Origin of the sequence: Salinivibrio sp. ML198, from assembly GCF_001996015.1 — a bacterium.
Classification (GTDB): Bacteria; Pseudomonadota; Gammaproteobacteria; order Enterobacterales; family Vibrionaceae; genus Salinivibrio; species Salinivibrio siamensis.
Map to the genome: position 1 here is coordinate 17,308 of NZ_MUEZ01000026.1, position 12,490 is coordinate 29,797.

Annotated in this window: 14 protein-coding genes; 7 read left to right on the forward strand and 7 right to left on the reverse strand. The window is 53.4% G+C overall.

Features of this window, described 5'->3' with window-relative positions:
- Positions 1-42: 42 nt before the first annotated feature.
- The 4 genes from trkA to def all read right to left on the reverse strand — a co-directional run bounded on the left by trkA (position 43) and on the right by def (position 4,289).
- Positions 43-1,419, reverse strand: a complete 1,377-nt coding sequence (trkA, locus tag BZG25_RS14880; RefSeq protein ID WP_077639330.1) for a Trk system potassium transporter TrkA — start codon at positions 1,417-1,419, stop codon at positions 43-45.
- An 18-nt stretch (positions 1,420-1,437) separates the two neighbouring features.
- The gene (gene rsmB / locus BZG25_RS14885; protein ID WP_077579378.1) at positions 1,438-2,724 is read right to left on the reverse strand and encodes a 16S rRNA (cytosine(967)-C(5))-methyltransferase RsmB; all 1,287 of its coding nucleotides are present in this window, start codon (positions 2,722-2,724) and stop codon (positions 1,438-1,440) included.
- Between the two features lie 100 nt (positions 2,725-2,824).
- Positions 2,825-3,769 carry a methionyl-tRNA formyltransferase gene (fmt, locus tag BZG25_RS14890; protein WP_077579377.1) on the reverse strand — a complete coding sequence of 315 codons (945 nt, stop codon included), beginning with the start codon at positions 3,767-3,769 and terminating at the stop codon, positions 2,825-2,827.
- Between the two features lie 7 nt (positions 3,770-3,776).
- Complete coding sequence (gene def, locus BZG25_RS14895; protein ID WP_046074882.1) at positions 3,777-4,289, reverse strand: peptide deformylase; 513 nt, start codon at positions 4,287-4,289, stop codon at positions 3,777-3,779.
- A 117-nt stretch (positions 4,290-4,406) separates the two neighbouring features.
- Here def and BZG25_RS14900 point away from each other — a divergent pair, with 117 nt between their 5' ends.
- From BZG25_RS14900 to BZG25_RS14915, 4 genes are read left to right on the forward strand one after another with little or no spacing between them, the layout of a single operon-like run.
- Positions 4,407-5,468 (forward strand): LysM peptidoglycan-binding domain-containing protein, encoded by a 1,062-nt coding sequence (locus tag BZG25_RS14900; RefSeq protein WP_077579376.1) that lies wholly within the window; start codon positions 4,407-4,409, stop codon positions 5,466-5,468.
- Positions 5,428-6,567, forward strand: coding sequence for a DNA-processing protein DprA (gene dprA, locus BZG25_RS14905; protein ID WP_241828728.1), 1,140 nt, complete (start codon positions 5,428-5,430; stop codon positions 6,565-6,567). The genes BZG25_RS14900 and dprA overlap by 41 nt, the downstream gene beginning before the upstream one ends.
- Before the next feature lie 2 nt (positions 6,568-6,569).
- Positions 6,570-7,043, forward strand: a complete 474-nt coding sequence (locus tag BZG25_RS14910) for a DUF494 family protein (RefSeq protein ID WP_046074885.1) — start codon at positions 6,570-6,572, stop codon at positions 7,041-7,043.
- A gap of 28 nt (positions 7,044-7,071) precedes the next feature.
- Positions 7,072-7,629: a type I DNA topoisomerase gene (locus BZG25_RS14915; protein WP_077579374.1), complete on the forward strand. Its 558-nt coding sequence runs from the start codon at positions 7,072-7,074 to the stop codon at positions 7,627-7,629.
- Here the strand turns inward: BZG25_RS14915 and BZG25_RS14920 are convergent.
- Together BZG25_RS14920 and purE are read right to left on the reverse strand one after the other, a co-directional pair.
- Positions 7,626-8,774: a 5-(carboxyamino)imidazole ribonucleotide synthase gene (locus BZG25_RS14920; protein WP_077579373.1), complete on the reverse strand. Its 1,149-nt coding sequence runs from the start codon at positions 8,772-8,774 to the stop codon at positions 7,626-7,628. The two genes, BZG25_RS14915 and BZG25_RS14920, sit on opposite strands and share 4 nt — an antisense overlap.
- A gap of 4 nt (positions 8,775-8,778) precedes the next feature.
- Complete coding sequence (gene purE, locus BZG25_RS14925; RefSeq protein WP_069362358.1) at positions 8,779-9,261, reverse strand: 5-(carboxyamino)imidazole ribonucleotide mutase; 483 nt, start codon at positions 9,259-9,261, stop codon at positions 8,779-8,781.
- A gap of 178 nt (positions 9,262-9,439) precedes the next feature.
- Between purE and hemF the strand changes: the two genes are divergently transcribed.
- The 3 genes from hemF to BZG25_RS14940 are packed head-to-tail and all read left to right on the forward strand — an operon-like array spanning position 9,440 to position 11,442.
- Positions 9,440-10,357, forward strand: coding sequence for an oxygen-dependent coproporphyrinogen oxidase (gene hemF, locus BZG25_RS14930; protein WP_077579372.1), 918 nt, complete (start codon positions 9,440-9,442; stop codon positions 10,355-10,357).
- Positions 10,358-10,360: 3 nt separating this feature from the next.
- Entirely contained in the window at positions 10,361-11,185 is an 825-nt protein-coding gene (aroE, locus tag BZG25_RS14935) for a shikimate dehydrogenase (protein WP_077579371.1), read from the forward strand.
- Positions 11,182-11,442, forward strand: coding sequence for a DUF1488 domain-containing protein (locus BZG25_RS14940; RefSeq protein WP_158010045.1), 261 nt, complete (start codon positions 11,182-11,184; stop codon positions 11,440-11,442). The genes aroE and BZG25_RS14940 overlap by 4 nt, the downstream gene beginning before the upstream one ends.
- Here the strand turns inward: BZG25_RS14940 and BZG25_RS14945 are convergent.
- Entirely contained in the window at positions 11,439-11,978 is a 540-nt protein-coding gene (locus tag BZG25_RS14945; protein ID WP_021022715.1) for a gamma carbonic anhydrase family protein, read from the reverse strand. The genes BZG25_RS14940 and BZG25_RS14945 overlap by 4 nt on opposite strands.
- Positions 11,979-12,490: the final 512 nt, after the last annotated feature.

Here is a 12,490-nt window from a genome sequence, read left to right on the forward strand (position 1 = left end):
AAAAAGCGTGAGCCTGCAGGCAACAACGCCTGCAGGCGAGGATCATAGGAAGAAGGGACTGGGCTGGAACAGGCGTTCAACGTCAGGAATATATTTTTTGTTCACCAAGAACAAGACCACATGGTCATCTTGCTGGATCACGGTTTTATCGTGCGCAATTAACACTTCATCGCCGCGCACCACGGCACCGATGGTGGTACCGGGGGGCAGTTTTATCTCGCCGATGGCGCGCCCGACCACTTTGGATGTCGACGCATCCCCATGGGCGATGGCTTCAATCGCCTCAGCGGCGCCGCGTCGTAGTGACGAGACATTAACAATGTCTGCGCGGCGCACATGGGTGAGTAGCGCAGATATCGTCGCCTGTTGAGGGGAGATGGCAATATCAATCACCCCGCCTTGCACTAAGTCCACATAGGCGCCGCGCTGGATAAGCACCATGACTTTTTTCGCGCCAAGGCGTTTCGCCAACATGGCCGACATAATATTGGCTTCGTCTTCGTTGGTGACCGCGATAAACTCATCAATCTGATCAATGTGCTCTTCACTGAGCAGTTCTTGATCAGAGGCATCGCCACAAAACACCGTGGTTTCTTCAAGTAACTCAGAAAGGTGTTCCGCACGGGAGGGGTTACGCTCAATCAACTTCACGCTGTATTGACGCTCCAACGCCATCGCGAGGCCGGCACCAATGTTGCCACCACCAACAATCATGATGCGTTTGTAGGGCTTTTCAAGGCGCTGTAATTCACTCATCACCGAGCGAATATGGTTACTCGCGGCGACGAAAAAGACTTCATCATCGGCTTCGATGATGGTGGTACCTTGTGGACGAATGGGCCGGTCACGACGGAAAATAGCGGCGACACGGGTATCGACATGCGGCATATGCTCACGCAAGGCGGACAAGGCTTTACCGACCAAAGGACCGCCGTAATACGCCTTAACCGCAACCAGACCGACCTTTTTATCGGCAAAGCTGACCACCTGTAAGGCGCCTGGGTATTCAATTAGACGACGAATATAACGAGTGACCAGCTCTTCAGGGGCGATAAGATGGTCAACCGGACAGGCGTCGCTGTTAAACAGTTGCTCTTTCACCGCCAAGTATTCAGGGCTGCGGATCCGAGCGACGCGGTTTGGTGTATTAAAACGTGTATACGCGACCTGACAGGCGATCATATTGGTTTCGTCTGAGTTGGTCACCGCGACCAGCATATCTGCATCTTGAGCGCCGGCTTCTTGCAGCGTGGTTGGGTGACTGGCAAACCCCTGTACCACGCGTAAGTCATACTTATCTTGTAGCTCACGCAGTCGTTCGGGGGCGCGGTCAACAATGGTGATATCATTGTTTTCCCCTACCAGGTTTTCTGCTAGGGTGCCGCCGACTTGTCCTGCACCCAAGATGATGATTTTCATGCTACTGTCACTCCCTGCCTAGTCGCACAAAGGCTTCTCTAGGCATGCATAATAGAAACCGTCCATGTCGTCTTCGCCTGGCAAAATCTGGCGACCAGGCTGCGCTTGCGAGCCGGTGCGCAGTATCGCGGAAGGTTCACGGGCTAAAAAGGCACGGATTTGCTCGCGGTTCTCATCCGGTAACACTGAGCAGGTGGCGTAAACCAGCGTACCGCCTGGCGCCAATTGCTGCCACATTGTGTCTAAAATCTCTGCCTGTAACGTGACCAGAGCGTGAATGTCACTATCACGGCGTAGCCACTTAATGTCGGGATGACGCCGGATCACGCCTGTGGCTGAACAAGGGGCATCCAATAATATACGATCAAACGCGGGCCCTTGATGCCAAGCGCTCGGCTCACGGGCATCCGCGTGTTTCACATCAGCATTCAGCCCTAACCGTGACAGGTTCTCTTTGATCCGGGATAAGCGGTTTTCATCGGCATCAATGGCCGTCACGATGGCACCAGGCTGGTGCTCAAGGATATGACACGTTTTCCCTCCTGGCGCGGCACAGCAGTCGAGAATATGTTCTGCAGACGCGGGTTGGAGGTAATCGACAGCCAGCTGCGCGGCGGCATCTTGTACCGACACCCAGCCCTGGTCAAAGCCGGGGAGGCGAGACACATCACACGGCGCGTCGAGTTTCAGAGCGTCCATGGCATCTGGATGGACACTGGCACCAATACCGGCCTGTTGCAGCTGCGTTTGATAACTGTCTCGAGAATGGTGCTGGCGGTTGACGCGCAGCCACATCGGCGCCTTTTGATGATTTGCCGCCACAATGTCTTGCCAATTTGATGGATAGGCGGCCTGAAGGCGTTTGAGCAACCAGCCGGGATGGCAGTAATGACCAGCATCATTCGCTTGGCTGGCTTGGTCTAGCGCATCTTGATCGCGTTGATAATTGCGCAAAATGGCGTTAATCAATCCACGTAATTGTGGGCGCTTCAATGGCTTGGTGGCATTCACGGTTTCAGCCACGGCGGCATGGGCCGGGATGCGCATATAGCCTAATTGATACAACCCGACCAGAATGAGGTGATGAAAGACTCGTTGTTTGCCTTTCAGTGGCTTATCCATCAGGGCTTGCACGATATGCTCTAATCGCGGTAACCAGCGCAAGGTGCCATAGCAAATCTCTTGCAACAAAGCAGCATCACGCGGGGCGACCTTCTGTTGAGCGAGGGGGAGCTGCTGGGACAATGACTGGCCCTGATCAACTACTTGATACAGAACGCGGGCGGCCGCGGCTCTTACATTCATATGTTTACCTATTCAAAGGCCAAATTGGCATCAGACGATAGTGTGGGTCAGATTAAAAAAGGCCAGCGTACTGGCCTTCTTCTCACGTATCGGTGGCACGCTACAGTTGGGTGCCTGTTTCAAACCATTCACGACGTGCATTCAGTAGTTCATGCGCTTGCATGGCTTTTTTGCCCGGGGGTTGTAGTTGGGTCAGCTGGATCACGCCTTTTCCGGTCGCGACCTGAATGCCATGTTTGTCAGTGTTGATCACTGTGCCTGGCGCCGCGTCCACGTCGATATCTAGTGCGTTAGCGCCCCACACCTTGATGTTTTGCTCACCTAAGGTGAAGTAGCTGACCGGGCGCGGGTTAAATGCCCGTACACAACGTTCGATAAACGCGGCGTCTTGATGCCAATCGATCTGCGCTTCTTGCTTACTGAGCTTTTCGGCATAGTTGGCTTTGGCATCGTTTTGTGGCTCCGCAAGAATAATGCCGTTAGCCATGTCATTAAGACAATCAATCAATGCCTGCGGACCCAGCTCCGCAAGGCGCAAATATAGGCTACCACTGGTTTCTTTCTCATCAATGGGCAAGGTCGCAATTTTAAGCATATCGCCTGTGTCGAGCCCTTCATCCATCTGCATGATGGTGACTCCCGTCTCATTGTCACCAGCCCATACTGCTCGTTCGATAGGAGCGGCGCCACGCCAACGTGGCAGAATGGAGCCATGCACATTAATACACCCTAACTTGGGGGTGTCCAATACGGGCTTGGGCAGAATCAGCCCGTAAGCGACCACGACCATCACGTCGGCGTTCAAGGCAGCCAGCTCCGCTTGTGCTTGTTCATCACGCAACGTGCGAGGCTGGTACACGGGTAAGTCGTGCTCAAGCGCAAGCTGTTTAACGGGGCTTGCCGTGAGCTTCTTGCCTCGGCCAGCGGGTTTATCTTCACGGCTATAAACCGCAATCACCTCATGCTCACTATCGAGCAGGGCTTGTAAATGGCGCGCGGCAAAATCCGGCGTGCCCGCAAATACTATACGCAGCGGTGTGCTCAAAGTGACCTCAGCTTGCTTTCTGGTTAGCGCGTTTGATTTTTTCCATCTTTTGCTTGATGCGCTGACGTTTCAGCGGCGATAGGTAGTCCACAAACAGCTTACCTTCTAAATGGTCAAGCTCATGCTGAATACAAATCGCTAGCAGGTCGTCGGCATCAAACTGGATAGCGTTGCCGTCGCGATCCAGCGCTTTTACGGTCACTTCTGCCGCACGGGGAACCAATGCGCGTGCACTGGGCACAGATAAGCATCCTTCTTCAATGCCATCTTCACCGCGCTTTTCGATGATTTCTGGATTGATAAGCACCATGGGCTGATCGCGGGTTTCGGAGACATCAATCACCACCATGCGTTGGTGAAAATCAACCTGAGTGGCCGCGAGACCAATACCATCTTGGGCGTACATGGTTTCAATCATGTCATCAGCCATTTTCTGGATCTCAGGTGTGACAGCGTCCACCGGCTTGGCCACGGTGCGAAGGCGCTCATCTGGGAATGTTAATACGTTCAGTAAAGCCATAACGTCTCATAAAAATTGAACTGTGCCGAAAGCGGCACGGGGTAATTGGGTTAATTCTAGACATTTTGCCAGCCAATTGACAGCATCAGCATCATTCGTCGGGTGAGGAAGACATTGATGACAAGAAAGCTATTCAATCTCGCCGCCGCTGGGCTATTGGCTATCGCGCTACCAGTGCTGGCAGCCGGCCCTGCCGAGAGTCAGCGATACGTGGTTGAGCGGGGGGATACCCTGTGGGATATCGCCGCCACCTTTTTCGATAATCCTTGGCAATGGCGTGACGTATGGTACGCAAATCCGGCTATAAAGGATCCCAATCTTATTTATCCTGGCGATGTGCTCACCCTCACATGGCAAGCGGGGAAACCGGCCGTCAGCTACAAGCCTAGGCGCGCGATTGCAGCAAAGGGAGATGCACCCAAGACGTCAGCGCTTAGCAGTGTCGATCCTATGCTGCTGCCCTATTTACAACAGGATATGCTGGTCGAAAAGGCGCGTTTGGTGGCGCTGCCTCGTGTTCTTGGCTCTACAGATGGGCGTCAATATCTGTCAGTGCACGATACCCTGTATGTGGATGCGTCGTTGGGTGCCAAAAATTGGCAGGTTTTTCGGGTTGAGAAAACCTTTTTACGCCCTGCGACGTCAGAGGCTAGCGCCGAACCGATCGCTATGGTGAGCTTAAAACATGTGGCTGACGGACGTATCCGTGCGCGAAGTGAAGGGCGCAGTGTGATGACACTGACACGCGTGGTGCAGGAAGTACGGCCCAATGATGTCTTGTTACCTTTGCCCGAGAACACGCATGCGCGCTTTTGGCCCCAAGCGGCTCAAACCGACGCGAGGTTATTAGGGCATCTTTATGGCAGTGAGTATGTCGCGAATGGTCAGCTGGTGGTGCTCGATAAAGGTGCCAATGATGGCGTGACGACCGGACAAATGTTTACTGTCACTGAAGCTGGTGCCAACGTATTAAATGGCCCTGGTGAGTATCGCTATCAAAACGCGAACGAAAGCACGACACAATCCATCACACCCATGCCTGATGTGACGGTGGGACAAACCATGGTCGTTCGGGCTTACCCTTGGGTTAGCTTGGCGGTGATCACCCAAGCGCGTCAGCCGATCAAAGCCGGCATGCATGCGGTACCGCCATCTTCTCAACCGGCCTATGCACGATAAATCGCTGCGAGGATGGTTGACGCTGACTCAAGTGCCGCGGTTGCGCGTCCCGCAGCGGCGCGCGCTGTTAGCTAAAATGCCCATCGACGCATTGTGTGACCAAACCCATCATGAGCTTGCCGCGGTTGGCTTAACCGCTGAGCAATGTCAGGCCATCATGCACCCCAATCATGCCATGATTGAGCGTAGCCTTGAGTGGGCGAGGCAAGAGAATTGCCACCTGATTGGCTTTGACCATCCAGCTTATCCTGCACTACTCCGAGAAATCGCACGGCCGCCTTTGGTCTTGTATGTGCAAGGCGATCTGACTTGCTTGGCGATGCCTCAATTGGCGATGGTGGGCAGTCGACACGCGACACCGCAAGGGCTAGAAACGGCGTTTCAATTTGCCAAACAACTGGTTGAGCATGGCGTTGCGATCACCAGTGGGCTTGCGCTAGGTATCGATGGCCGGGCACACAAAGGCGCACTCGAGGGTGGCGGAAAAACCTTGGCGGTGCTGGGAAGCGGACTGGCCAATGTGTATCCCGCCCGGCATCGCGCATTGGCCAAGCGGATTGAAGCGCAGGGGGCGCTTGTTTCAGAGTTTTGGCCGGACGCCCCGCCAAGAGCCGAACACTTTCCGCGCCGCAACCGGTTGATCAGTGGGTTGTCGGCAGGCGTATTAGTGGTAGAGGCCGCACCGCAAAGTGGGTCACTGATCACGGCACGTTATGCGCTAGAGCAAAACCGGAGTGTGTTTGCGATTCCCGGTCCCATAGACCAAGTCCAATCGCGAGGTTGCCACCAATTGATAAAACAAGGCGCCGTGTTAGTCGATTGTGTTGATGATATTATAAGTGATGTGGATAGCTTGGTTCAGTTTGCTGTGAGTCAGCAAAACGAATTATTTAGTGATGCACCCAAGTTAGATACGCACGAAGGATTGCCATTTTCTGCGCTGTTGGCTAACGTAGGGGCTAACGCGACGTGTGTCGACGTACTGGCTGAGCGCTGCAACCAACCGGTTCACGAAATCATGATGCAGTTGTTAGACTTAGAACTCCAGGGGCTTGTAGCAGCAGTACCCGGTGGCTATGTCAGAACGAGGAGGGGCTAGCCATGATGGACATTCTTATGTACCTGTTCGAAACCTACATCCACAGCGATGTGGAAGTGATGATCGATCAGGACGAGTTAGCAGATGAATTGTCCCGCGCGGGTTTTCATCAAGACGATATATATAAAGCCCTGAACTGGCTTGAAAAGCTGGCACAGTTGCAAAATGCGGATAAACAGCCTTACCTATCAGGCAGTGCCCAAAGCTCGATCCGAATCTATACCGAGCAAGAAACGCGCTTTATCGACCAAGAAAGCCGAGGCTTCCTTTTATTCTTAGAGCAGGCTGGGGTGCTTTCACCGGAAACGCGTGAAATGGTCATCGATCGGGTGATGGAGCTCGAGACCCAAGAATTTGGTCTTGATGATCTAAAATGGGTTATTTTGATGGTGCTGTTTAACGTGCCCGGTAACGAACGTGCGTATACACAGATGGAAGAAATGCTGTACGACGCACAAGAGGGATACGTGCACTAACGCTTATCAATGACAGTAAAAGGTGTGAATGAGTAAAGATAACACCCCGAATACCCATGAGCGCTGCCCGGAATGTGGCAGCGCTCTTGCGTTTAAATCGGGCAAACGAGGCCCGTTTCTGGCCTGTACCGCCTATCCAGACTGCCACTATACCAAAGCGTTACATCATGGTGATGGCCATGTAGTAAAAGCGCTTGGCGTGGCTTGCCCGGCGTGTCATCAGGGAGAATTGGTGTTACGCCAAGGTCGATTCGGTATGTTTATTGGCTGTGATCAGTTCCCGCAATGTACGCATATCGAAAAACCGGATGAACCGGATCATACTACCCTCACTTGCCCTGCCTGCCACAAAGGTGAGCTGGTGGAGCGCACCTCGCGTTACGGCAAGCGCTTTTTTGCCTGTGACCAATACCCTAAGTGTCATTTTGCGGTAAACGCACAACCGATAGCCGGCACCTGCGAGCAATGTGGCTTTGCGCTGCTGGTGGAGCGTAAGAAAGGCGGCAAGACGGTGCACCAATGTGCCGATAAGTCCTGCAGCGCGATTCAAGGTGAATCGGCTGCAGAATCGGAGAGCGAAGGCTAATCGGTTTGCGCGGCGAGAGCCAAGGCAGCCGATTTTAAACCGTGAAAAGCATCGTCGGGGAGGTAGCTGGCGAGGCTGGCTAACTTGGTGGCAAGCGCCGCGTTCGATGTGGCCGTGACATTAATATGACCCACTTTACGCCCCGGACGAGGCGTTTTGTTGTACCAATGCACATGGGCATCACGATAGGTCGCAAGCGGGACACTGCCTTGGCCTAAGATATTAATCATCGCCGTTGGCTGGATTAAATCGGTTGGGCCGAGGGGTAAGCCGCTGACCGCGCGCAGGTGGTTTTCAAATTGGCAACACGCGCTACCTTGCTGTGTCCAGTGACCGGAGTTGTGCACCCGAGGCGCTATCTCGTTAACTAGCAAGCTGCCGTCCACATCAAAGAATTCCACCGCGAGTACCCCCACATAGTTAAGCGCGCTGGCAATCTTTTCCAACATGTCCGCCGCCTGTGTTTGCAAGGCATGTTCATCCGGGCGCACCACAGACAAGGTTAGTATCCCATCATGGTGGTGGTTTTGGGTCAGGCTATAGCTGGCAAATTCACCATTCGCGCCACGCACACCAATCAGTGACACTTCTCGGTCAAAAGGGATCATGGTTTCGGCAATGATGGCTTGGCCATCGCGTTGCTCTGGCGCGCTAAGAAAGGCGTCGAGCTCGGCCCATAATGCGTGAAGATCATCGCCGTCACGATAGCGCCACTGTCCTTTGCCGTCATAACCATCCAAGGTGCTTTTGAGGACCAAGGGTGCTCCCAGTGCGTCGACCGCCTTTTCTAAATCAGCCTGTGTATACACCACTCGGTATGGCGCATTGGCGACGCCTGCTTGCATCAGCAGGGCTTTTTCAATTTGGCGGTCGCCACCGGTTAGAATCGCCTGAGCACTGGGGCGTAACTTCCCGCTTTGCTCGCATTGGTGCAAGATATCAGCGGGGATATGCTCAAATTCCGCGGTAATAATATCTGCGCCGGCGATGGCCGTATTGAGGCCGTGCCCCAGTGGTTGCAGCGTCAGTGGGTGAACAATGTCGCCACTACGCACATCATAGGCGCTGACGATAAGGTTGAGCGGCGCGCCGGCCAAGGCCATCATCCGGGCCAGTTGTCCCGCGCCTAACACCAGAATATTCATGGCCTTACCCTTGTGGGTTGGGTTGAGCGAGAACGGCTTCAGTTTGCGCTTGGCGAAACGCATCCACTTTTGCCATCAAATCAGGGTCGGCCGTTGCGAGAATTTGTGCGGCAAGGAGGCCTGCATTCGCGGCGCCTGCGTCTCCAATGGCGAGTGTGCCCACTGCCACGCCTTTGGGCATTTGAGCAATAGAAAGCAATGAGTCCATGCCCTTTAACGCTTTTGACTGGACCGGCACGCCGAGCACCGGCAGGCTGGTGTGTGCGGCGGTCATCCCAGGCAAATGGGCGGCCCCCCCAGCGCCGGCAATAATCACTTTAATCCCGCGCTCGGCCGCTTGTTGGGCGTAGTCGGCAAGTAACTGTGGTGTGCGATGGGCGGAGACAATACGGGTTTCGTAAGGGATGGCAAAATGATCCAACATAGCCGCTGCATGTGTCATGGTAGGCCAATCGGATTGCGAGCCCATGATGATACCGACAGTCATAATACGTCCTTCTTGATGACAAGCGTGAATAAGATAAGCTGAGCGTGGCGCGAATTATACCCAGATTTCACCGCAAGGAAAACGTTTGCGTCGGCGGTGGGGGATGAAATTCCGTCAAGATCCCACTGCGTGGATCAGGTAAAGTACGCATATAGTCTCAGTAACAAAGGATGTGAGCGTGGCACACGGTCAATCGACAATTGATAAGCAAGCCGTGAAGGCTTTTTTCCTCCAGCTTCAAGATGATATTTGCCAACAGCTTGCGCAAGAAGATGGTCAAGCGCATTTTATTGAAGATGCGTGGGAGCGTGAGAAAGGGGGCGGTGGCCGCAGTCGCGTCCTGCGTCAGGGCCAAGTGTTTGAGCAAGCGGGAGTGAACTTCTCGCACGTATTTGGCGATCAAATGCCTGCCTCGGCGACCGCGCACCGTCCAGAGCTTGCCGGGCGCTGTTTTGAGGCCATGGGGGTGTCGTTAGTGATCCATCCTAATAACCCGTACGTGCCGACCTCGCACGCAAACGTGCGGTTTTTCATTGCCGAAAAAGAAGGTACAGATCCTGTATGGTGGTTTGGCGGAGGCTTTGACCTCACACCTTTCTATCCGTTCGAGGAAGACTGCCAGCATTGGCATCAGACCGCCAAAGCCTTATGCGCGCCTTTTGGTGATAGCGTGTACGCTGATCACAAGGCGTGGTGCGATCGCTATTTTTATCTGCCCCATCGCGATGAAACCCGTGGCGTCGGTGGGCTTTTCTTTGATGATTTGAACCAATGGCCATTCGAACAGTGCTTTGCCTATACCCAAGCGGTTGGAAAAGGCTTTATCGATGCCTACCTGCCGATAGTACAGCGCCGCAAAGCCACGCCTTATGGTGAGCGAGAACGCGATTTTCAGCTTTATCGCCGCGGACGCTATGTCGAGTTTAACTTGGTGTATGACAGAGGAACGCTATTTGGCTTACAAAGTGGTGGGCGTACCGAATCTATCCTGATGTCGATGCCGCCGATGGCACGTTGGGAATATAATTGGTCACCTGATGAAGATGCACCGGAAGCGAGACTTTATCGCGACTACCTTAAACCGAGGGAGTGGTAACAGATGACCGATCGTTATTGTGTGGTCGGCCACCCGATTGGCCACAGTAAGTCGCCGCAGATCCACGCCGCATTTGCGACGCAAACCCAACAATACATCGACTATCAAGCCATTGAGGCGCCGCTCGAAGGCTTTGTGTCCAGTATGCAGGCGTTTTTTGCGCAAGGAGGGCGCGGCGCCAATGTGACCGTGCCTTTTAAACAGCAAGCGTATGAATGGGCTGATACACTGACAGAGCGTGCCCGCCGCGCCGGTGCCGTGAATACGCTGGTTAAGCAAAGCGATGGTTCCCTACTGGGTGATAATACGGACGGGGCAGGTTTGGTAACTGACTTACACTACCACCATGTGGCACTGCGCGATAAGCGCATTATGGTTGTGGGAGCAGGCGGTGCAGCAAGGGGTGTGTTGCTTCCTTTACTGGAGCAAGAGCCAGCATTGCTGATGATAGTGAATCGCACCGAGCAAAAAGCCCAGCAATTAGCCGCTGCATTTGGTGAGGCCGGACCGATCGCCAGTCATGCCGTGGATGAACCCATGGCGGCGCCCGTGGATGTGATCATTAATGCGACCTCGGCAAGCTTACATCAAAGCCATCCCCCTCTCCCGCAAGGAGCGATTGGTCCAGCGACCACTGTCTATGACATGGTGTATCAAGCTGGCTGTACAACCAGCAACCAATGGGCGCAACGCCAAGGAGCAGGGCGATGTTTAGACGGCTTGGGCATGCTGGTGGAACAAGCGGCGGAAAGCTTTGCTATATGGCGTGGCTGTCGGCCACAAACCGAACGTGTGCGCGAGCAGTTAAGAGAGGCACTCAGTCGATGAATCAATCCCTTATTCTGGCTGCGGACGAAGCGCAGGTCGACACGGCAAAGGCGCGTGTTTGTTTCTACGGCCAACTTAATGGTGCGTTGTTAACATGCGCTGTCCGCTTTACCACCTTATCTGCGCTCGCCGGTTGTGCGGTAGACTCGGATAATGCGCAGGCGATCGTCGAACAAGTCTGGTTTGATATAGAAGAGCAAATGGAAGCAGCCATCGAATCAGAAGCGTTTGAACCCGATGGCAGCTTGGTGATCTAGTGCTCGCAGCGGTAGATGTCTTTAGTGTCGACATAGTTTTGCGCTGAGCGTGCAAAATAGGCACGCTCTTTGTCAGTGAGGGGGCGAACCTGTTTGACCGGTGAGCCAACATACAGGTAGCCGCTCTCTAAGCGTTTTCCGGGCGGGACTAAACTGCCAGCGCCAATTAGCACTTCATCTTCAATCACAGCGTCATCAAGAATAATCGTCCCCATTCCCACTAGAACTCGGTTGCCAATCCGGCAGCCGTGTAACATGACTTTGTGGCCGATTGTCACTTCTTCACCGATGATCAGCGGGTAACCTTGTGGGTTTTCGGCATTTTTATGGGTGACATGAAGGACTGAGCCATCTTGCACATTGGTCCGTGCGCCAATCTGGATATGGTTCACGTCACCACGTGCCGCCACCAGCGGCCAAATACTCACATCATCGCCTAGCGTAATATCGCCAGCCAATACACTGGATTCATCAATATAGACGCGTTCGCCCAGCTGAGGCGTCATGCCTTTATAAGCGCGCAGCTGTTTTGCCATCACAAATCCCTCTTTATATCGCTATACAATGTCAGATAACGCTGACTTTGGTACCAGTTTTACACCCTAGCGAGCAAAAAAACAGCGAGTGACAGTTTTTTTCTAAAAAACACCTAAAAAGGGGTTGCCAATCTGATCAGCTTCCCTATAATGCGCCTCCATCGACACGGCACACAGGGCAAGCGCTCAGCGGCCATGTCGGGGCAAAAAATCAAATAAAAATAAACGCTTGACGTCAGTTTTTGAATGATTAAGATAGCCCACCTACTTAACGCCGACAACGCGTTAGGGGAGTCAAAAAGAGGTTTTGTTTTCGTCGGTTGGCATCAACAAAAAGATAAAATTTCTTCTTGACTTCATCGGCAAGGCGAGTAATATACGCAGCCCTGACCGAGCGAAGCAACGCTTCGCAAGTCAACGCTCTTTAACAATTTGACCTATGCAATCTGTGTGGGCACTCGTTGAGAATAGACAAAAAGATTTATTCGATGAACTGAGTGACCAAACGACAA

Coding starts and splice junctions, on each gene's coding strand:
- BZG25_RS14910 (WP_046074885.1), top strand. CDS start 6,570: ATGATGGACATTCTTATGTACCTGTTCGAAACCTACATCCACAGCGAT.
- BZG25_RS14900 (WP_077579376.1), top strand. CDS start 4,407: ATGACAAGAAAGCTATTCAATCTCGCCGCCGCTGGGCTATTGGCTATC.
- def (WP_046074882.1), bottom strand. CDS start 4,289: ATGGCTTTACTGAACGTATTAACATTCCCAGATGAGCGCCTTCGCACC.
- BZG25_RS14915 (WP_077579374.1), top strand. CDS start 7,072: ATGAGTAAAGATAACACCCCGAATACCCATGAGCGCTGCCCGGAATGT.
- aroE (WP_077579371.1), top strand. CDS start 10,361: ATGACCGATCGTTATTGTGTGGTCGGCCACCCGATTGGCCACAGTAAG.
- BZG25_RS14920 (WP_077579373.1), bottom strand. CDS start 8,774: ATGAATATTCTGGTGTTAGGCGCGGGACAACTGGCCCGGATGATGGCC.
- rsmB (WP_077579378.1), bottom strand. CDS start 2,724: ATGAATGTAAGAGCCGCGGCCGCCCGCGTTCTGTATCAAGTAGTTGAT.
- trkA (WP_077639330.1), bottom strand. CDS start 1,419: ATGAAAATCATCATCTTGGGTGCAGGACAAGTCGGCGGCACCCTAGCA.
- dprA (WP_241828728.1), top strand. CDS start 5,428: ATGCGGTACCGCCATCTTCTCAACCGGCCTATGCACGATAAATCGCTG.
- purE (WP_069362358.1), bottom strand. CDS start 9,261: ATGACTGTCGGTATCATCATGGGCTCGCAATCCGATTGGCCTACCATG.
- BZG25_RS14940 (WP_158010045.1), top strand. CDS start 11,182: ATGAATCAATCCCTTATTCTGGCTGCGGACGAAGCGCAGGTCGACACG.
- BZG25_RS14945 (WP_021022715.1), bottom strand. CDS start 11,978: ATGGCAAAACAGCTGCGCGCTTATAAAGGCATGACGCCTCAGCTGGGC.